The following is a 21,564-nucleotide window of genomic DNA, read 5'->3' as shown; positions in this document are numbered from 1 at the left end:
CTCGCGGCATGAATGTTGCGCCCGCGTTACCCCACTGTCAATAAGGAACCGGTTCCGGAACCGGTACCGGAACCGATTGCGGTACCGGTACCGGTGGCCCAGGAGGCCGGAATGACCTTGTATTGGAGGGTCGAATCTCAGGATCAATGCTTTGATCAGATATAACTGACTACTGTGCTTGACAGCATCCGATGATCAGGTGCCAAGCCTGGCGCGGCGACGAAAACACCGCGTCCTGCGGCTCGGAGGACCGAGCCGCAGGACGCGGATTGTTCACTTTCGATGGAGGGAATCAGGAACCGATCTTCGTCCAGACGCCGAAGGGACCGCTGACGACAGTCTGGTTCGTGCCATAGAGGTTGCCATCGGCGCTCGGCGCGTAGACGGCGACGAGCCCGGTGCTCATCAGCATGACCACCGGATCGCCGACGAAGTGCGCGCTGCTGCCGCTGACGAGGTTGGCCCAAGCGCCGAACGGGCCGCTCACGGCTTGCTGACCGGCGCCGTAGATGTCGCCGTTGGCAGTGCGGCTGTACAGGTTCAGCAGACCACCGCCGGTCTGGATCACCTGGACGTTTCCGACGTATCCGCCTCCCGTGGTGACCTGGTTCCAAGGTGTCCAGTTGCCGCCCGGAACGTACTGGTTGGCGCCCCAGACGTTGCCGTCGCTGGCGGTGACGTAGGCGGCCAGCACCCCGGTGCTGGTGAGCACGATCGTGGGCTCGCTGGTGATGGCGCCGCCAGTGCCGTTGATGTTGCCCCACCCGGTGAACGGCCCGGCGATCTGGTGCTGGCTGGCACCCCACACCGTGCCGTCGCTCATCCGCGCGAACACCGACAGCAGGCCGTTGACGATGACGACGGACGGCCGGCCGACCACGCCGCCGCCGGAGGTGACTGGGCTCCAGGGTGCCCAGTTGCCGCCCGGGACGTACTGGTTGGTGCCCCAGATGTTGCCGTCACTGGAGGTGACGTACGCGGCCAGGATCCCGCTGCTGGTGCGGACGATGGTGGGATCGGTGACGATGGAACCGCCCCCGCCGTTGATGTTCGTCCAGGCGCCGAACGGTCCGCTGACCACCTGCTGGCCGGCGCCCCACAGCGTGCCGTCGGTACGGCGCACGAACAGCGACAGCTGACCGCTCGAACTCTGGATCACCTGCGGCACACCGGTGAACCCGCCGGAGGTGGTCATCTGGTCCCACGGACCGAAGCTGCCGCCCGGCACCCACTGCGTGGTGCCCCACACGTTCCCGTCGGACCCGACCCGGTACGAGGCGTTGACCCCGGTGGCCGCGGTCACGGTGGAACCACCGGCCGAGGTGGAGGAGCTCACCGAGAAGGTGTTGCCGCCGCTGGTCTCGACGACCACCGCGCCACCGGCCTGCACCACCAGGCTGACAACACTCTTACCCGCTGTGCCCGAGCTCCACAGGGTGCTGCCATACAGCGTGCCCGCCGCGTCCATCAGCGGCAGCGAAGGCCGGATGACCACATTGCCGTCGCTCTGCAGCGCCAGCGAGGCCCCGGGGTGCCCACCGGTGTTGGACGACCAGATCGCCTGCCCGGTCTTGGTGTAGACCATGAGGTTGCCATCGGCCTGCCACACCAGGTTGCTCTGCGGACCCGACCACGTGATCGGGCCGGCCGACGCCGGGTACACGGTGTTGTCGAGGAACACCCCGACCGCCCCGGTCCCCGCCGTGGCCCCCTGACCGCTGACCGAGATCCGCACGTAGCAGCTGGCGGTGTTGCCCGACTTGGCTCCACTGCCATTGACGGCCCGAGCGGCGTACGCGTACTCGTGCCCGTTGATCAGCGACGGCGCGGCGAGCGAGACACTCGTCCCGGCCGCAGTGCTCGCCCCGGTCCCGCCGTAGTACAGCGGCGCCGCGACCGTCGGATCGGTGACGTCCCGCACCTCGAAGTCGGCGTGCCAGCTGCCATCGGCCACCGTCGCCCCGAGCGTCGGGTTGAGCTTGGTGCTGACCGCCGGACTGGCCGGATTCGTGCTGCACGCCGCGGCGGTGCCGTCGGAACTGGTCAGCGCGGTCGGCTTGGCCAGGGCCCACGTCAGACTGGTCGGCGGCGTGAACCCGGAGTTCTGGTAGAGCCAGGACGCCAGATCGCTGCCGAAGGCCTGCTGGTACACGCGGACGTCGGCGATGCCGCCGGCGGTGTAGTTGTTCGCGGCTCCGCTGGCGAAGCCGCGTCCGATGACGAGAGGGCCGGTCGAGGCGATCGGGCCGGCGTCGTAGCCCGTCGCGACGAGCTGTCCGTTGACGTAGAGCTGCATGGCACCGGTGGTCGCGTCCCAGGAGCCGACCAGGTGCACCCAGGTGTCGGTCTGCGCCCCGGGCGGCGAGGTCGCGCGCAGGAAGCCGGTGTTCGCCGTGTCCGAGGTGGCGCGGGCGAACGTCCACACGTTGCCGTTGGTGCCGTTGTTCTCGTATTCGAGATGGAAGGCACCGACCTGGCTGCCCTGCTGGGTGACGATGGTCTGGTACCCGGAGGGCTTGTCGACGAAGGCCCAGGCCGCGACGGTGAACGACTTGGTGGTGTCGATCGTCGGGGCCGCCGTCGCGGCGGAACCCGAGGTCCCGTTGAAGACCCCGTATCCGCCCGGCGCCGGCGAGGCACCGGTGGCGAACGTCGCCGGGGCGCCGCCGGTGTTTCCGGTGTCGGCGGCGGTGGTGCCTGATCCGTCGTTGAGCTTCCACTGGTTCACGGCGCCGGTGGTGACGGTGATGGTGGAGGTTGTGGTGACGGTGTTGGTTCCGTCGGTGACGGTCGCCTTGATCAGGTAGGAGCCTGCGGCGGTGTAGGGGTGTGTGGCCTGTGCTGTTGTCTGTTGGACGGGTGCGGTGCCGTCGCCGAAGTCGAACGTGTATCCGGTGATCGGGGCGGTGCCGACGTAGGAGCCGCTGGCGTCCGCGGTGACCGGGACGTTGACGATCCCGGAGGTCGGGGCGCTCAGCGCGGGCATCAGCCCCGTCCCGCTGGCCGGGAGCAGTACCAGCTTGTCGACGCCGATGTCGTAACGGTCACCCGTACTCGCCGGGTTGGTGTTCACCGCCTTGAACGTGAAGGTGTGAGCGCCCGCCCCCAACGTCACGGCCCCGAAGGGGATCTGCTTGATCGACAAGCCAGAGCCTTGATACCCGTCGAACACCGTGGGCAGCGCGGTGGGGTTGTTGTCGATGCTCAGCGACACGGTGCCGTACCCGGCGGCCTTGGTCATGAACGGAGCGACCTGGTAGGTCCCGCCCACGGCCAGGTCGTACTTGACGGTCATGCTGTTCCCGGCGGCCGTGTTGGCGAGCAACAGCTGGTTGCCGTTGGACCAGTACGAGCCGCAGCAGGGGTACTGCACTTGGAACGTGCCGCCGGTGCTGCCGGCGTCCTGCGCGCCGAAGAAGTCCTCAGCCTCGATGGCCTGGGTCTGCCCCGGGGTTCCGGGCAAGGCGAAGGTCTGGTTCGCCGCCGGTGCGCTGCCGGTGTCAGTGCACTGCGTGACGTCGAACTGGGTGTGGTTGCCGGCGGCGCTGCCCGGGTCGTCCAGGCACATTCCGGAGGCCGGGTTGTAGATCCAGAAGTGGCCGGCGTGCGAGGGCGAGGGGATGGTGCGCCACAGCTGGGTGTCGGCGGGCTTGGGCGTCGCGCAAGCCCTCAGGGCGACCAGCGAGCCCTGTACCGCCCCGCCGGCGGTGTCGAGACACGCGGTGGTGGCACCGGTCGCGGTGACGGATCGGATGGTGTTGTCGGCTCCGAATAGCCACTTCTGGGCCCGGCTGCCGTTGCACTGGTACATGTCGACGATGCTGCCGTCGGTCTGCAGGCCTTGCAGGTCGTCGACGCACATCTGGCCGCCGGGTCCGCCGGCGACGTCGGAGACGATCTGGCCGATGGAGCCCGCGGCGACTTGGTCGCCTTGCAGGCTGGTGACGCCGAGGCTGGCGCCCCATTCCATCAGCGTGGCAGTGTCCTGCGACTGCTCGGAGAGGTCGATGGTGCCGTTGAACGGTCCGCGGACGACGTCCAGGCGCCCGTTGGCCATGGTCCACAGGTCGGGGTTGCCGTCGCCGTCGAGGTCGCCGGCGGAGGAGACCCAGGTGTATCCCTTGAACTGGCCGGTGGTGCCGAGCATGGTCTTGGCACCGAGGTTGGCCAGTCCGGCGCCGAAGCCGCCGATGTCGGAGTGGTTGGTGAACTGCCACAGGGTGCCGTCGTAGTCGGCCCACAGGTCCGGCATGCCACCGGCGGCCGGCGCCCCGGCGGGAGCCGGGTGGTGCGAGGCGTTGCCGGGGGCGATGAGCGTGAGGTTCGGCGACGCCCAGTCCCAGTCCGGGCTCGACGTGGACAGCAGGATCGGGTTTTTGAGTGCCCCGGCGGCTGCGGCGGTGAACAGCCAGACCCGGGCCGGGCTGTGGCCGTCGGTCTCGACGGTGATCAGGTTGGTTTTACAGGTGGCGGTGGGGTGGACGATGTCGCAGCCACCGGCCACCGGCCCGACGGCGAGGATCTTTTTGACGTCGTTCCAGTTGCTGGGGTTGTAGCCGAAGCATTGGGCGCTGTTCGCCGGGACACACGCGGGCCGCTGGATGACACCGCGCACCCTTTGGGTGAAGGCGTTGATGTTGTCCGGTGGTGTGTAGCCGGGTTGTGTGGATGCTGAGAGGGTTTGGATGTTTTGGTAGTAATACAGGTGTCCGGTGCCGTCGCCGGTGTGGTCGAAGGCGAACAGGTCGTCGGTGGGTTGGATGATTTCGGATCCGCGGTGGGTGTACAGCGCGGTGGCCCAGCTGGTGCCGTTGGGCGCAGTGTTGGCCGGTGCGACTTGGATGGCGTTGGCGGCCGCGGTGGCGTTCGGGTCAGTGCTCTTGGACATGTCGCGGTTGGTCGGGTAGACGATCAGGTTCCCGGCGCTGTCGGTGGACATGATGTTCGGGGTGCCGTCACCGGTGACGTTGCCGAAGGACACCGGCTGGAAGGCCTGTGCCTCGAAGAAGTCGAAGCGGGCATAGGCCGAGACGTTGCCAGCAGCGTCAATGGCGCTGACGTAGATGTAGTTGTTGCCCCAGTGCTCACCATTACCGGAACCGGCGGGGATGGTGATGGTGGCGTTGGTGTTGGTGGTGTTGCCGGCGTTGACGGATCCGCAGTTGTTGCTGGCCTTGGTGCAGTGGCCGTCGCCCTCATTGGTGGAGGCGGTGTTCAACGCCCAGTCGAAGCGGACGATGGGGGTGGTCGGCGCGGTGGCGCTGACGGTGATGCCGCCGCCGTCGCCGGCGGTCGGGTAGGAGGCCAGGTGCTGGCCGGTCGCCTGCCATTTGACGGGGCTGGAGAAGGTGGGCTGGTTGGGCGGGGTTATAGCAGCCTTGAACCAGCAGGACCCTGCGGCACTGGGCGATATGTAGCCGCCGTCCGGGTTCTCCACGGTGTCCCAGGCCCACGGTTCGACCAGGTATTCCTGGCCGTCGACCCAGGCGGCCGAAAGGGGTGCGGCGATGTGCCGGGGAACGTTCTTTTGCGGATAAGAGAACGTCTGTGTCGACAGCGGGGTGCTGCCGAGCCACTTGCCGGTGTTGTCATAGCTGTCGACTTCGTAGGCGAAGCCGAGGAGATGTCCTTGGTCCTCGTCACTGACGTCGGCGGTCAGCGTCACTGGAGTGCTGGTGATGGGCAGGTAGCCCGGGCTGTTCTGCTGCGATCCGCAGATGCCCTGTGTGGCGCCGTGGTTGTTGATCGGCGCGGTGCTGACGCCGAAGTTGGCGACGGTCGGCCAGCTCCACCAGTGGGCGGTCAGGGTCGGCTCGCTGGCGCCCCAGTAGCCGGTGCCGGACGCGTAGTACGTCATGTAGTTCGAGGTGGAGTGGTTGGCCTCGTTGGTGGCCTGGAAGCCCAGGGTGATGGTGCCCCAGTCGTTCGTGGCGGCGTCCTTGGCCTGCTGGAGGTCGTCGATCACGAACTGTTGCCCGGCGTTCTGGGTGGGGCAGCCTTGCTGCTGGCCGGGAATCGGCCCGGCCAGCCCGCCGGTCCAAATGCTCTTGCTGCCCTGGTTGGTCCAGGTCACTCCATCTTGGATGTAGCCCGTGCGGTAGACGGTCACTGGAGTGCAACCGTTCTCATTGCGCAGTTTGATGTACGCATTGTCGATACGCTCGGGAACATCCTCCAGCCCGACCAGTTGGCTGGTGTCGAATTGCAGCATGCCGCGGACGCGACCGCCGCAGGAGTTCCATCCCACGCGCAGGACCTGGGCACCGGTCTCACCGATACCGTTGATGTACTCCCGGTCGTAGCACTCCCAGATCTCAGCACGCTCGTTGGAGTAGACCGGGGTGATGTCCGGGTCCAGATACACCGGGTAGACAGTGCCGGCGTCCCCGAGCATCTTCTGGTCCGGGCGGAAGTCGATCCCGTTGCCGCCAGTAGTGATCGGCATCTTGGCCAGGTGCGAGGTCATGGCCGGGGACTTGGTGAGGTCGTTGGTGTCCGCCACGGCGGTGTTCGCGCTCTGGTCCGGTGTTGCCGCCGCAGTCTTCGCAGCCGGTGCGGTGGCGGAGTCCCACATCATCGGCGTGGTGCCGGTGAAGCGGTCCTTGCCGTCCTTGTCGGTGGCCTTCAGCCCGCCGGAGTCGGTGGCCTTCACCGTCAACCCCGGGCTGGACATGCCCAGGTGCAGCGTCTTCAGTGCCGGGTTGGCGGCGGCTTTGGCGTTGTGGATGACCAGGACGTCGCTGACGCCGTAGGCATCGGCGGTCAGCTTCAGGTCCACGCCGGGCAGGATCGCCGGGTAGGTGGCGGTGTTGCCGCTGACCTGAGGCTTGGGCAGCGCCGTGGGCCACGTGATGGTCAGCACATGCCCGGCGCGGTCGTCTTCGATCGCCAGTGGGGCGGTGCCGCCGCCGGAGATGGTGATGCCGGATACCGACGCCTTGGTCTGCCAGGTGCCGTCGGCCGCCTGCTTCAGGGTGGTGTCGACCGGGACCCAGGCGTTGTTCTGCTTCACTCGCTGCGGCGCGATGTTCTCAGTCGAGGTGAACGAACCATCCGGGTTGGCCACGGTGGTTGCGTAGGTGGTCGTCTGGGAGTCGACCGGGGCTGGCTTGCCGGTCGCCTTGGCCTTGGCGGTGGCGTCGCTGAGGTCCTTCTGCGCTGCCAGCTTCTCCGGCGTGGCGGTGCCGACCTTCTGCACTGCCGGCGCCTTATCGGTTTTGCTGCTCTTGTCCGAGCTGTCGCTCCCGGGTTTGGCCGGCGTCGTGCTCGCACCGTCCGCCGTCTTGGCGCCGGCCGACGGCGACGGAGTGGAATGCGGTGCCGGTGATGGCGGGGCACCCTGGGCCCACGCCGGTCCACCGGAGATCAGCAGGGCGCCGGCGAGTGCGGCGACGAGCGTCGAGTGTGTCAGTGTTCTGCGATGTCTGTGTCGCGACAAGGCAGGATCCATGGCGATGCCCTCCGTGCATGGATGTAAGGAGCGCGCACCAACTGCGCGCCAGCGGACGCTAAGGGCTGGGAACCGCCGCGTCAACGCTCCGCAGTTCACGGGATCGTTATCAAAAGCAGACCTCGCGAGGATCTTGACAGCGGACTGTGTAGCCAGCAAAACGCCTCAATACCCGCCAGATCTTCAGCAACCGGAGCCGTGGCGGCTACCGTTGGTGATAGCGGTGTGGCTGCGCGCGCGGCGCAATCGTTATCTTCGGCCCTGATATCAGAGCACTGCGATCGACAGGATCGCAGTGCTCGTATACAGTGCGATCCGCTGCCGCCGTCTGGCGGGTCGGCGCTTGTTCTGTGCGATGACGGGGCTCGGTGGTCTCATGGGGGCATGGCGTTCTACGGCATCGACGGACTCGGCGCGCCGGGTCCGGCGCACGCGCGCGATCGCGGTCTGGACGGCCGCGGCGACCGCGGTCGCCATGGCTCTGCCACTGATGTCCGCACCAGCGGCTGATGCGACAGGCCGTGTGTACAAGGGCAAGATCTGGCAGCCCCGGCCGGTCGTGAAGGAAGCGGCGGTGCCGTTGCAGGGCGGGTTGGCGACGAAGCACTCGATACCGCAAAGCCTGCCCGGGTATGTCGCGCCGACCCCGGTCTGGCCGTCAGCAGCGACCGCGACAGTGAATCTGGCTCCTGCGACAGCCGCTCCGGTGAAGGCTTTGGCGGCCGGTGCGGCGTCGGATGCCGCCGCGGGACTAGCACCTATTACCGGGATGCCGGTAAGCATCGCAGCGTCCAGCGATACCACGGACGAAATGCGTACCGCGAAGGCGCCCAACGCCTCGCCTCAAGCGACGCCCGCGGCGAAGGTCACGGTCGGTGTCGCAGGCCATGACGCGGCGCAGCAGGCCGGTGTCGCGGGCATGATCGTCACCGCGGTTCGCGCTGACGCCACCGCGACCGCCGCGCCGGCGACGATCGCGGTGGACTACTCCGGCTTCGCCGCAGCGTTCGGCGGCGACTTCGCGGACCGTCTGACGCTGGTGGCGTTGCCCGCGTGTTCGGTGACGACGCCGAGCGATCCGGCGTGCCGCAAGCAGACTCCGGTGCAGTTCACCAATGACCGGCAGCATCACAAGCTCGTCGCGACGGTGAGCGTCCCGGCCGCTGCCTCGGCGGCGCCGCTGGTGCTGGCGGCCAGCTCGACTCCGTCCGGGATGAACGGTTCTTACTCGGCCACGTCGTTGAAGCCGTCGGACACGTGGAGCGGCGGCGGCAACGAGGGTTCGTTCACATACAACTACCCGCTCACGGCTCCCTCCTCGCTCGGCGGCACGCCTCCCTCGCTCGCCCTGTCGTACAACTCGGCGAGTGTCGACGGCCGGACGTCGGCCTCCAGCGCGCAGGGTTCGTGGGTCGGTGACGGCTGGGACTACAACCCGGGGTACATCGAGAAGTCGTACAAGCCCTGTTTCAAGGCCGGTTTCACCACTTCGGCCGATGAATGCTGGGGTATCCCGAACGCGACGTTGTCGCTGCCGGGCCACAGCGGTGAGCTGGTCCGTGACGATGCCACCGGCGTGTGGCGCATCGCGGGCGATGACGGCACACGCGTGGAGCAGCTGACCGGCGCGACCAACGGCAACGCCGGTGATGGCGGTGCGTATTGGAAACTGACCACGACTGATGGCACCGAGTACTACTTCGGCGCGAACCGGCTGCCGCAGGCTGACGGCGGTACGAACAGTGCCACCGAGCCGGTGACCTACTCGGCGTGGGGCGCCCCGGTGTTCGGCACGGGCAGTCCGGCGGGTTCGAAGTGTGCGGATCCCACGACGGCGGTGGCTACCGACTGCCGTACCGGGTGGCGTTGGAACCTGGACTTCGTCGTCGATCCGCATCACAACCTGACTCGCTACACCTACGCGCGCGAGGAGAACTTCTACCTGCGCGGCGCGGCCAACAGCCCGACCGAGTACCAGGCCGGAGGGTTCCTGCGGCAGATCGACTACGGCTGGCGCAGCGACGACTACTACAACACCGCGATTCACCCGGCTTCGACGGTGGTGTTCAACCCGGTGGCTCGCTGTATCAGCGATGTCAGCCAGGCCGGGCATGACAGCCGCTGCCCGACCGGCGCGGTCCCCGTGTCGAGCGGCATCGCACAGACCGGCATCAACGCCACCAACGCGCCGTCGTTCGTGGACACGCCCTGGGACTTGTCCTGCACCTCGGCCGGCACCAAGGACGGCACGGCCGGTGGCACGAAGTGCACCGACTTCTCGCCGTCGTTCTACAACACCGAGCGTCTGGACTCGGTGACCACCAACGTGTGGACCGGCTCGGCCTACCGTCCGGTGGATAAGTACACGTTGATGCACCAGTTCAACGCGGTGCCCGACCCCTCTACCGCCGGCAACCAACCGACGCTGTGGCTGGCGGGCATCAAGCACAGCGGCTGGCTGGTGAACCAGGACGGCACCACCATTCAGGCCGATGATCCGACGGTCTACACCTACGGCCAGTTCTTGCCGAACCGGGCCGCGACGCATTCGTTCAACGCCAGCAACAACGCCTCGGACTACAACCGGCTGCGGATGGACGCGATCACCGACACTTCCGGGTCGGAGACCGATGTTTCGTATGCCGATCCCAGCACTCTGTGCCCGGGTTCCACCGCGCCGACGATCACCGCGAACTCAACTCTCTGTTATCCGGAGTATTGGAGTTTGCCTGGCAGCACGTCGTCGACTCCGACGTTGGACTGGTTCAACAAGTACATCGTGACCTCGGTGACTCGGTACGACGACACGCTGCTGGCGCCGATGCGGCAGGTGAACTACAGCTATCTCGGCACTCCGGTCTGGCACACCAACGACTCCGAGCAGGCTGACGCGCAGTATCGGACGTTTGACCAGTTCCGTGGCTATGCGCAGGTGCAGTCAGTCGCGGGCAACGAGCCGGACAACAGCAACACCAAGACTGTCACGACGTACTTCCGCGGCATGGACCAGGACGGCAACGCCACCTATCCCTTCCAGGACGCCAACAAGCACGTGTGGGTCGTCGACGGCCACGGTGACGTTTTCGCCCCCGGCGTCCCCGGGCTGCGCGACGACAACTCGCTGGCCGGCCAGGTGCTGGAGACCCAGACCTACGCCTCAGCCACCAGCAACCAGGTGGTCTCCGACACGGTGAACATTCCGGTGGATCCCACCAGTTCGGGTCCGGCCCATGTGGTGAACCTGCCATCCGGCGGCCCCGACCCGGGGAACATGGTGACCGCCGCGCACGATCGTGGCTCGGGTCTGCCGATGCAGCGTGCGCACTTCGCCCACACTGCCAAGACGATCTCGTACCAGAAAGTCAGCACGGGGACCCGTCGCAGCGAGGTCGACTTCGACTACGACAACACCCTGCCGAACCCGGCGACCAGCACCCCGGGCGGCAACGGCCGGTTGTTGATGGCCGATGACAAGGGCGATGGCACGGTTCAGGAGTTGTGCTCCATCACGGCCTATGCGTTGCAGACCTCGAACACTCAGCGCACCGCGTACAAGTGGGAAGACGAGAAGACGCTCGGGCCGTGCACCTACAACATGACCCTGACCAACGCGAATCTGATCGCGGACACCGTCACGCTGTATGACAACTCGTCGAGCGTCGGGACGTTGCCGAGTGCGGGCGATCCGACCACGGTCAAGAGCGCCAAGAGCATCACGCTGAGCAATCCGGCCACCAACACCTATACCGAGTCCTGGGCCGTGTCCGGGGCCACGTTCGACGGCACCTACGGTCGCATCACCTCGACGACCGACGCCGATCAGCACACCACGCACACGGACTACACCCCGACCGGCGGTGCGCTGCCGACCAGCTACAAGGTGACCAACCCGCTGGGTTGGCCCAACACGACCACGGTGGATCAGGGTCGTGGCATCGCCGAGACGTCGACCGATGCCAACGGGCATCTGACCACTGAGATGTTCGACGGCATGGGGCGTCTGAAGGGGGTGTGGAAGGCGGATCGGCCGTGGGCGTCGAACAAGACCTCGCCGAACATCCGGTTCACCTACTTGCTCAACGGCACCACTCCGCATTTGGCGACCACGTCGCAGCCGGCGCAGCCCAACGGCTATGCCGAGACGGAGACGCTGCTGGAGGACGGCAGCTACGCCGCCACCTTCGACATCATCGACGGATTCGCCGATGTCGTGCAGACGCAGTCGCCGGCGTTGGACGAGTCGCACGGCCGGATGATCGTCAACACCCGCTACGACACGCTCGGCCGGGTCATGGAGACCAACCAGCCCTACTTCGACCAGGGCGCGACGACGCCGACCGGAGTGTGGGCCTCCTGGAACGACAACCTCCCGGCCCAGACCGTCACCACCTACGACGGCATGTCCCGACCGATCACGGTCACCCAGAAGCACAACGGCTCCACCATCGCCGGAATGGTCGCGACGACCTCGTACCCGGGCCTGGACCGCACCGACGCGGTCGGCCCGGCCGGCAACGGAGGCGGTGCGGTGTCGGCGACGTCGACCTTCACCGACGCGCGCGGCCGTACCACGGCGCTGTGGACGTACAAGAACAGCCCGCCGAGCCCGACCGGCAACGCCAACGACGCCGATGTCACCACCTACGGGCTGACCTACAACCTGAACGGCACCTCGGGCACGACGAGCACGGTCACCGACGCCACCACCCCGACGCACAACGTCTGGACCACCACGGTGTCGGACCTGCTGGGGCACCAGGTGACCAAGAGCGACCCGGACACCGGTCTGAGCACCAGCTACGCCGACGACACGGGGCAGATCCTGGCCACGGCGGACGGCCGCGGCCATGTCCTGGGCTACACCTACGACGTGCTCGGTCGCAGAACCGGTGAGTACGACGGCGGCACCACGGCCGATCACTCGCCGACCGCGGTGGGCAACGCGGGTGCGCAGGCGACCGGCAACGGTGCGGCGCAGCTGGCCGGGTGGGCGTTCGACCCGGCCGGGAACAAGGGGCAGCCTGACGCCTCGACCCGCTACTCCGGTGGCAATGTCTACAAGCAGCAGGTCACCGGCTATGACGCCGACTACCGGCCGCTGGGCAACAAGACCATCATTCCGGCCAGTGAGGGGGCGCTGGCTGGGACGTATCAGACCAATGACTACTACAGCGCGATGACCGGGCAGCTCTCGTACTACGACACCCCGGCCGTTCCAAACGCGGGCATCGCCCCCGAGACGATCTACAACTCCTACAACCGGTTCGGGCTGCTGCTATTCACCGGCGGCAACGCTGACTACCTCGTGAGCACGATCTACGACCGGGACGGCAAGATCCTGTCCCGGACGTTGGGAGACTACCCGTTCCAGATCGTGCAGCAGAACCTGTTCGACGCCGCCACCGGCCGCGTCACCAACACGTTTGTCGACACCACCGCCGGTCAGAGCACTGTCAACCCGACGCAGCTGAACACCTACAGCATCGATGAGGTCTCCTACGACTACGATGCCGCGGGCCGTCTGACCTCTACCGCCGACCTCCAGAACTGGTCGGTGTCAGGATCTTACAACCCCGGTCCGGCGCAGCGGGACATCCAGTGTTACACCTACGACTACGCCAGCCGTCTGACCAACGCCTGGACGGACTCCGGTGACCAGTCGCCGTCGGCGACCACCAACCCGAACAGCCCCACCACCGCCACCGGCGCCCTGGGCTCCTGCGCGTCGTCGAGGACCAACAACCCGCCGACCGATGCCAGCTCCAGCACACAGATCGGCGGCCCGGCCCGCTACTGGCAGTCCTACGCCTACAACGGCACCGACGCCCAAAGCGGCAACCGGACGAGCGTCACCGACCACGACCCGGCGGGCGTGACCGCCAACAACACCACCCGCACCTCCAGCTACGCCGCACCCGGCACCGTCAACACCGGCGGCGCCACCAACCCCGGCAGCGGCCCGCACCTGCTCTCCCAGGTCACAAAGTCCGGCGCCGCCACTGGCACTGTCAACTACGCCTACGACGGCGCCGGCAACAGCACCCTGCGACCCAACGGCACCGCCCTGGGCCAACAACTCACCTGGGACGCCGAAGACCGCCTCAAGCACGTCGACAACAACAACGGCACCACCGCCGACTACCTCTACGACGCCAACGGCAACCAACTCATCCGGCGCGACACTGGCGGTACCACCGGGGGCACCACGCTGTACCTGGGCGGAACCGAAATCCACCTGGCCGGCGCGAACACCGTCACCGCCAACCGTTACTACAGCTACCCCGGCGCCCCCGACATCATCGAAGCCAGCAACGGCGCCATCACCTACCAGGTGAACAACAGCCAAGGCACCGGCGGCACCACCGTCAACGCTGCCACCGGCAAAATCATCGCCCGCCGCTACCTCAAGCCGTTCGGCGACACCCGCGGCACAGCGGTCAACCAAACCACCACACCCGCCTGGGTCGACGACCACACCTTCCTCGGCAAAACCACCGACGCCTCGACCGCACTCGTCGACATCGGCGCCCGTAAATACGACCCCACCACCGGCCGCTTCATCTCCGCCGACCCGGTCTTCCAGGCCACGAACCCGCAAAACATCGGCGGCTACACCTACGCCGGCAACGACCCCGTCAGCGCCAGCGACCCCACCGGTCTCGACCCCTGGGGCGCACCTCCCGGCATGACGTTCAGCGGCTGCGACGACATCAGCTGCGCCACGGTCCACCCCAACGACCCGCCGCCGGGACCGCCGGACGCCGGTCCGAACTCGCCGACCGCACCGCCGTCCGCGGCGAAGTCGAAGCCCAAGACCCGGGTCATCGACGTCACGTCCCTCGGACCCGTCCCCGACGACGAGACCCTTGAGGAAGCGGACATCCGCTACCGGCCCGATTCGCACGGCCCGGACAGCAGGTATGCGGCGTTCGCCGTCTGGTATCTGGAAAAGAACGGCTGCAGGGACCTGTCCCTGTTTGCTTCAGAGTCACATGAGTGCGACGTCGCGCAGACCCTTGCGAACGCCACGGACAACACCAACTGGGTGGGCGGCGCGGAGTACCTCGTAGGCGTCACAGCCCTGTTGGCCACCGACGGCCTCGCGGCATCAGTGACGACTCGCTTCCTGGCGGATCCGGAGGGGACCGCGACAATCGCGGGAGCCGTCATCTGCACCGCGGGCGGCGCCCCCTGTCCGGAACTCGGCGCCGAGTCGGCAGGCAGCAGCGCCAACGTCATCACAGCATGCGGCCACTCATTCGCCCCCGGCACCGAAGTCCTGATGGCGGACGGATCGACCAAGCCCATCAACAACGTCGCGGTCGGCGACGAGATCGAGAACGCCGAACCCGGCGGCGCGAACGAACACCACCGTGTCGATCAGATCCACAAGACGACCACTGACACCGACTTCACCGACCTCACAGTCGACACCCCAACAGGGCCCAAGACCGTCACCGGCACCCAGAACCACCCCTATTACGACCTGACCGCCGGCCGCTTCGTCAACGCCAGCGACCTCAAGCCCGGCGACCGCCTCCAAACAACCGACACCAGCGAAACCATCACGGTACGCAGCGTCCGCAACTACACCTCGACGATGGTGACTTACGACCTCACCATCGACGGTTTGCACACGTACTACGTGGTCGCGGGCGGCACGCCGGTTTTGGTCCACAACAACGACAAGTGTCCTGTCGGGGTAGCCGCAGTATGGAATCGCGGGAACTTCGACAACCCTGAGGACAGCTTCGTATGGCATTATACTGAGCGGCATGGTGCGCGAGCCGGTGTGACGCCTGAGCAGTACTTGCAGGACTCAAAGGCTTGGGCGGAAGCTTTGGCGCAACCCAAGGGAAAGGTTGGGTTGAATTCAAAGCGATTGCTCCAGGACGATGGTACGTACAATGTGAAATATGTCGATCGCGCTGGCAAGGGTGGCATCCTCGCACCGGATGGGACGGTTGTTTCCTTCTGGTACTCGGCTGAAGATGATAACTAGCGGGTGATGAAGTGGCGTTGACATTTATGGATGCCTATACGCTGTGGCGCCGTACGCCCTTCCCCTCAGGGGGGACGCCCCAGGACTTGAAGCTGACGTATGCCGACCTTGCCGAGGCCGACGAGTACGTCACCACGGTCATCAGATTCGTGGAGCGCGGCATCTTCAAGCCGTCACCGTCTGACGTGTTGTCGTTCATCGATGAGCTGATGGAGCGAATCGACCAGATCGGTTTGGTCTCCTCGGGAAAAGATCTGGAGGTCGTGCGGGCCCAGCATGCGTATGCGGCGTTGCTAGGTCTTGTCTACGGCCTGTTCCTTGAGGCCGCTCCGCCTGGGTGAAGTGCTTCATCCGCGTCGTGTGCCGCCATGCGGCAGACTGTCCCCGTGACCGATCTTGATGCCCGCGCCACCGAACTGAAGTTCCGCACGGCGACGCTTGCGGACGTGCCGTTGCTTGTCGCGTTGGTGGAGTCCGCTTATCGCGGGGAGTCCAGTCGGGCGGGGTGGACGACGGAGGCGGATCTGTTGGATGGGCAGCGGACTGATGTGGCGGATGTTGAGGCGGCGGTTTCCGGGGTCGGGAGTCGGATGATTGTGGGGGAGCGGGGTGGGGAGGTTGTTGCGTGTTGTCAGTTGCAGCATCGGGGGGTGCATGCGTACTTCGGGATGTTCGCTGTGCGGCCTGGGGCGCAGGGCGGTGGGGTGGGGAAGGTGGTGCTAGCGGAGGCGGAGCGGGTGGCGCGGGAGGAGTTGGGGGTGCCGGCTGTGCAGATGATGGTGTTGCGGCAGCGGGCTGATTTGATCGCGTGGTATGTGCGGCGCGGGTATGTGCGGACTGGGGTGACGCAGCCGTTTCCCTATGGTGACGAGCGGTTCGGGCGGCCTCGGACCGAGGTTTTGGAGTTCGAGGTGTTGGTGAAGAAGTTCGCTGAGAGCTGAGAGCTGAGAGCTGAGAGCTGAGAGCTGAGAGCTGAGAGCTGAGAGCTGAGAGCGCGGAGAGCATGAAAGCGCGGAGAGCGGCAGGCAAAGCCGGCCGCCTCCCGCACCTCCACCATCCACCATCCACCATCCACTCAAACCCCGATCCCCGTCACCCCTGCTTCACAACCCGCAGCAGCGTCACCCCCAGCCACGGCCCCCCGTACCAGTACCCCGGCCCCAGCGGCCGCAGCGTTCCCTGCCCCAAATACGCCGCGTACTTCCGCGCCATGGGCCAGGGGTCTGCGATGAGCAGCTGGCCGCCCGGCCGGAGTACGCGCATCGCTTCGTCCAGCGCCCGATATCGCGCCTCCGGCACGCGGATGTTGTGGATCGCCATCGCGCTCGTCACGACGTCGAACGAGTTGTCGGCGAAGGGCAGCTCCGTCATGTTGGCCGTGTGGACCGCCACGCGCTCCGCGACGCCCGCCGCGGCCGCGTTGGCGAGCGTGGTCTCCGCGCTGTTGCCGCTCTGGTCCTTCGTCCACAGGTCGGCGCCGACGGCCTGGCCCGACGGCAGTCGCCGGGCCGCCTCGATCAGCACCATGCCGCGCCCGCAGCCCAGGTCCAGCAGCTGCTCGTCGCCCCGCAGTCCGACCCGGTCCAGCTCCCGCTCCCAGATGCGCAGCTTGCCGCGCAGCGTGGTGTGCAGGTAGATCCCGGCGTTGGCCAGCAGCAGGGCGCCGAGGGCGGCGAGGGGGATCTGGCCGGGCCAGGGTCTGGCGGCGATCAGGCAGCAGGCGAGGCCGGCGGCGCCGAACAGGGCCGGGACGCCCGGTGCGTCGATTCCGTAGTCGGGTCGGCGGAGCGAGGTAACAGCAGTCTGACTTGCGTTGTCTGGCATGGGAAACGCCCTTCGTGAAGTAGTGGTGCTAGACGAGCGCGGAGCTGGGCGCGGGGAGGGCCTGCTCCGGCGTCGACGGTTCGACGGCCAGGTGCGGCAGCCGGCGGTCCAACCATCCGGGTAGCCACCAGTTGGCCCGGCCGCACAGGTGCATCAACGCCGGCACGAGCACCGTCCGCAGGATGAAGGCGTCCAGCGCCACGGCGGCCGCCAGGCCGATGCCGAACTCGGCGATGTTGACCTGCCCGAAGAACACGAACGTGAGGAAGACGGCGATCATGATCGCGGCGGCGGCCGTGATGACGCGCGCGGTGTCGGTCTGGCCGACGATCACCGCCCGCGCGTTGTCGCGGCTGTGCGACCACTCCTCGGCCATCCGGCTGACCAGGAACACCTGATAGTCCATCGACAGACCGAACAGGATCGCCAGCACCAGCCCCGGCAAATAGCCCTCGACCGGGGTGGGAGCGCCGAGCCCGATCAGGTGAGTGCCCCAGCCCCATTGGAAGACGGCAGTGAGCACCCCGAACGACGCGGCGGCCGAGAGCAGGTTGACGACGGCCGTCATCGCTGGAATCAGCAGGCTGCGGAACGCCACAAGCAACAGCAGGAAGCTGACACCCACGATCGCGGCGAGCAGCCACGGCAGCTTGGCGCTGGTAGCCGCGGCGAAGTCGTCGAACGTCGCCGTCAGGCCCCCGACGTAGACCTGAAGCGTCGTGCCGTGCGTGTAGGCCGGTATGACGTCGTTTCGCAGATGCTTGATGAGCTCGGACGTCGCCGGCGTCTCCGGCGCCGTGACCGGAAGGACCTGCGTAACAGTAACGTCCGAACCGGAATCCGACCCGGCCTGCACCGCCGCCACCCCCGGGACGGCGGCGAGCGCCCCATCGAGCCGGTCCAACGCGGCACGGTCACCAGCGGATTGCGTCTGCGCGACCACGAGCAACGGCCCGTTGAACCCGGCCCCGAACCCATCGGCGAGCATCACGTACGCCTTATGACTGGTCGAAGACTTGGGATCGCTCGAAGCGTCGGCAAAACCCAAGCGCAGATGCAGCACCGGAAGCGAAACAACGACCATCACCGCGACAGACGCCGCAGCCAGCACCGCCCGGTATCGGGGCACGACGCGCGCCCAACGCGCCCACAAGCCGAGCGTTGGGGAAGCAGTGTCAGTACTCTCACCCAACCGCCGCCGCTCCCGACGGCTCAACACCCGCATCCCGATCACCCCGAACAACGCGGGCAGCAACGTGATCGCCGCGAGCACCGTGCACCCGACCGTGATCACCGCCGCATAAGCCAGCCCGTCAAGGAACTCCTGCCCCAGCGTCAGCAGGCCGAGCAGCGCGATACCCACCGTCCCGCCCGCGAACAGCACCGCACGGCCCGACGTGTTCAGCGCGGCGACCGCCGACTCCCGCGGATCGACCCCCGCAAGCAACCCCCGCCGATGCCTGGTCACGATGAACAGCGCGTAGTCGACCCCGACCCCCAGCCCGATCAGCGCCCCGAGCATGGGCGCGATGCCGGTCACCGATGTCAGATGACTGAGCGGCGCCATGAGCATCAGACCACTGCTGACCCCAGCCACCGCCGTCGCGATCGGCAATGCCATCGCGAACAGCGATCCGAAAGCGAGCAGCAGAATCACCGCCGCACCAACGATGCCGACCGCCGACACGGCGGATAGCGGCGTCTCCTCCGCGTGCGCGACCGCCTGCCCGCCGAGCTCGACGTCCAATCCCGGCCCCCGAGCGGCGGTCGCGACCGCGATCACCCGCTTGACGTTCGCCGGATCGAGGTTGTCCGCCGCCTTGGTGAACCCGACGACCGCGTACGCGGTGTGCCCGTCCGGCGAGATCTGCACTTCGCCACCCGGCCGGTAAGGGCTGGCGACCGAGGCGACCTCAGGCAGACGCGCCACCTGATCGAGAGCGGCCGACAGCTTCGCTTTGACGGCGGGATCCGTGACGCTGCCCGGACTCACCCGCCACACGATCTGATCGCTGTCGCCGGCCTGAGCCGGAACGGACCGCTGCAAGAGTTCCTGCGCGTGCCCCGAACCGGAACCGCCTAACGTGAACGAGTTGTCATAAGAGGTCTTCACTGCCTGCGACATCACTCCCAACGCGACAAGCAGGCACACCCAACCGCCGATAACGACGAAGCGATGCTGATAGCACCAACGAGCCAGAGCCGACATGGTCCTCCGTTCCTTTCGGTTCGGCTCCACATCGTCCGCACTCCGACTCCCCGCGTCGTCGCCCTGTCGCAGCGTTCTGCGGACGACGACCGCACCGTCCGCAGTGGCCCACGCCCCGCGCCTACTGCGTCGGCAGTAGCTGGCCGTAGATCGCTTGCGCCCGGTGAGCGCTGGTACTTACAGTCCAGCCATGTGGGCGACCTGGAACAAACTGATGGCTCGCCAGGAGTTGCTGCTTTTCTCGGCGGTCACAGCAGTCGTGCTGTTCGCGGTGGTGACGATCCCTACCGACATTCAGCACGCCCTGAGCACCCATCAGCCGCTGAGCTGGCTGGTGTCCTTCGTCGTGTACGCGGCGCTGCTGGCGCGCCGCCGCTTCCTGCTCGCGGAAGTGGCCGTCGCCGTTCTCGGAACGGTGGTGCTGATCGTCGACGGCATGGCCTACCCGCTCACCCTCCCGGCCGTCTTCTACGTCCTCTACCAAGTCGCCCTGACCTCCGGCCCGGCCCGGACCCTCGCCGTCGGCATCCCCGTCAAAACGACGCTGCTCGGCGCCTCGCTCATCGCCCGGCCCGGCATCACCGGCTTCGTCATCCTCCTGTGGGCGGCCCTGGCCGTGACGACCGGCAGCGCCTCCCGCAGCCATCGCGGCTACGTCGCCGAAGTCGAGAAACGAGCCCGGCGCGCCGAACAGGACCGCGAGCAGGAGGCGAACCGCAGGGTCTCCGAGGAGCGGCTCCGCATCGCCCGAGACCTGCACGACGCCGTCGGCCACCACGTCGCGCTGATCAACGTGCAGGCCGGCGCCCTGGCCTGCCTGCTCGACGACGAGGACCTCGTCCAGGCCCGCGAATCGCTCGCGCACATCCAGCGGGCCGGCGAGGAAGCGCTCGACGAGTTGCGCCTGACCGTCGGCCTGTTGCGCGAGCCCGGCTCCGCCGAGCCGACCGAGCCGGCCGAGCCCACGCCCGGCCTGGACCGCCTTGAGGAGCTGATCGGCGCCTTCGCCGACACCGGCCTGCGCGTCACGCGCGAGGTGACCGGCGAGGCCAGACCGCTGCCGGAGGCGGTCGAGCTGACCGCGTATCGGGTCATCCAGGAATCGCTGACCAACACCCGTAAACACGCAGCCTGCGATACTGCCGTGATCCGGCTGGACTACACGTCCGGAGCGTTGAGCCTGGAAGTAGAGGACGAGGGAAGACCGGTGACGGACCACCACCCCCGGCAGATGCCTGGAGGACACGGCGTCGTGGGCATGCGCGAGCGGGTTGCTGCCCTGGGCGGAAGGCTGTCGGCGGGCCCTAGGCCCGAGGGCGGCTACCGCGTCTTCGCCGAACTCCCGTTGCGCACAAGCAGCATCGAGCGTTCATGATGGAGCGCTCATGACCGAGCCGATCCGCGTCCTCCTCGCCGACGACCAGGACCTGGTCCGCGCCGGCCTCCGGCTGATGATCGACCGCGCACCGGGTCTGACCGTCGTCGGCGAGGCGGCCACCGGCCATGACGCTGTCCGCATGGCCCACGAGGCACGCGCCGACGTCGTCCTGATGGACATCCGGATGCCCGGACTCGACGGTCTGGCCGCGACCCGGAGGATCGCGGCCGACGACCGTCTCGCCGGAGTGAAGGTCCTGATACTCACCACATTCGAGGTCGATGACTACGTCTTCGAGGCGCTCCGCTCCGGCGCCAGCGGCTTCCTGGGCAAGGGCGCACGGCCGGACGCGTTGATCGAGGCGATCCGGACCGTAGCCCGTGGTGACGCGCTGCTCTCACCCGCCGCCACCCGAGGCCTCATCGCCAGATTCCTCAAACTGCATGACAGCGAGCCGGTTCACATCTCACCCCTTCTCGCCGGCCTCACCGATCGCGAGCGCGAGGTGACCGCACTCGTCGCCGATGGGATGTCGAACGCTGATATCGCCCGGCAGCTCACGCTCAGCCCGCTCACCGTCAAGACACACGTCAACCACGCGATGACGAAGCTCGACGCGCGAGACCGGGCGCAACTGGTGGTGCTGGCGTATCAGACCGGGCTCGCGCGTCCTCCACGGGCTCGATAGGACTCCCCAAAAC

General features: G+C 67.2%; 9 protein-coding genes. 6 read left to right on the top strand and 3 right to left on the bottom strand.

The window, feature by feature from the left end:
- Positions 1-292: 292 nt before the first annotated feature.
- The gene (locus tag ABD481_RS21900; RefSeq protein ID WP_344667584.1) at positions 293-7,198 is read right to left on the bottom strand and encodes a DUF8189 domain-containing protein; all 6,906 of its coding nucleotides are present in this window, start codon (positions 7,196-7,198) and stop codon (positions 293-295) included.
- 636 nt (positions 7,199-7,834) lie between these two features.
- Between ABD481_RS21900 and ABD481_RS21895 the strand changes: the two genes are divergently transcribed.
- The 4 genes from ABD481_RS21895 (at position 7,835) to ABD481_RS21880 (ending at position 16,393) form a co-directional block, all read left to right on the top strand.
- Complete coding sequence (locus ABD481_RS21895) at positions 7,835-7,960, top strand: hypothetical protein (protein WP_344667583.1); 126 nt, start codon at positions 7,835-7,837, stop codon at positions 7,958-7,960.
- Between the two features lie 301 nt (positions 7,961-8,261).
- Complete coding sequence (locus ABD481_RS21890) at positions 8,262-15,452, top strand: RHS repeat-associated core domain-containing protein (protein ID WP_344667582.1); 7,191 nt, start codon at positions 8,262-8,264, stop codon at positions 15,450-15,452.
- Between the two features lie 11 nt (positions 15,453-15,463).
- Positions 15,464-15,793: a hypothetical protein gene (locus tag ABD481_RS21885; protein WP_344667581.1), complete on the top strand. Its 330-nt coding sequence runs from the start codon at positions 15,464-15,466 to the stop codon at positions 15,791-15,793.
- Positions 15,794-15,820: 27 nt separating this feature from the next.
- Positions 15,821-16,393, top strand: coding sequence for a GNAT family N-acetyltransferase (locus ABD481_RS21880; protein WP_344667580.1), 573 nt, complete (start codon positions 15,821-15,823; stop codon positions 16,391-16,393).
- Between the two features lie 151 nt (positions 16,394-16,544).
- On the opposite strand, the gene ABD481_RS21875 is transcribed toward ABD481_RS21880, so the two are convergent.
- Positions 16,545-17,276 (bottom strand): class I SAM-dependent methyltransferase, encoded by a 732-nt coding sequence (locus tag ABD481_RS21875; RefSeq protein WP_344667579.1) that lies wholly within the window; start codon positions 17,274-17,276, stop codon positions 16,545-16,547.
- 28 nt (positions 17,277-17,304) lie between these two features.
- Entirely contained in the window at positions 17,305-19,401 is a 2,097-nt protein-coding gene (locus ABD481_RS21870; RefSeq protein ID WP_344667578.1) for an MMPL family transporter, read from the bottom strand.
- Between the two features lie 274 nt (positions 19,402-19,675).
- Here ABD481_RS21870 and ABD481_RS21865 point away from each other — a divergent pair, with 274 nt between their 5' ends.
- Together ABD481_RS21865 and ABD481_RS21860 are read left to right on the top strand one after the other, a co-directional pair.
- On the top strand, positions 19,676-20,860 hold the full coding sequence (locus ABD481_RS21865; RefSeq protein WP_344667577.1) for a sensor histidine kinase: 1,185 nt from the start codon (positions 19,676-19,678) through the stop codon (positions 20,858-20,860).
- A 10-nt stretch (positions 20,861-20,870) separates the two neighbouring features.
- On the top strand, positions 20,871-21,551 hold the full coding sequence (locus ABD481_RS21860; protein WP_344667576.1) for a response regulator: 681 nt from the start codon (positions 20,871-20,873) through the stop codon (positions 21,549-21,551).
- Positions 21,552-21,564 lie beyond the last annotated feature (13 nt).

It is taken from the genome of Catenulispora yoronensis, from assembly GCF_039531695.1.
GTDB classification, from domain to species: domain Bacteria; phylum Actinomycetota; class Actinomycetes; order Streptomycetales; family Catenulisporaceae; genus Catenulispora; species Catenulispora yoronensis.
Note: the sequence above shows the minus strand (reverse complement) of the source record. Positions and strands in the feature narration are given on the sequence as shown.

Coding starts and splice junctions, on each gene's coding strand:
- ABD481_RS21895 (WP_344667583.1), top strand. CDS start 7,835: ATGGCGTTCTACGGCATCGACGGACTCGGCGCGCCGGGTCCGGCGCAC.
- ABD481_RS21890 (WP_344667582.1), top strand. CDS start 8,262: ATGCGTACCGCGAAGGCGCCCAACGCCTCGCCTCAAGCGACGCCCGCG.
- ABD481_RS21880 (WP_344667580.1), top strand. CDS start 15,821: ATGCGGCAGACTGTCCCCGTGACCGATCTTGATGCCCGCGCCACCGAA.
- ABD481_RS21875 (WP_344667579.1), bottom strand. CDS start 17,276: ATGCCAGACAACGCAAGTCAGACTGCTGTTACCTCGCTCCGCCGACCC.
- ABD481_RS21870 (WP_344667578.1), bottom strand. CDS start 19,401: ATGTCGCAGGCAGTGAAGACCTCTTATGACAACTCGTTCACGTTAGGC.
- ABD481_RS21865 (WP_344667577.1), top strand. CDS start 19,676: ATGTGGGCGACCTGGAACAAACTGATGGCTCGCCAGGAGTTGCTGCTT.
- ABD481_RS21860 (WP_344667576.1), top strand. CDS start 20,871: ATGACCGAGCCGATCCGCGTCCTCCTCGCCGACGACCAGGACCTGGTC.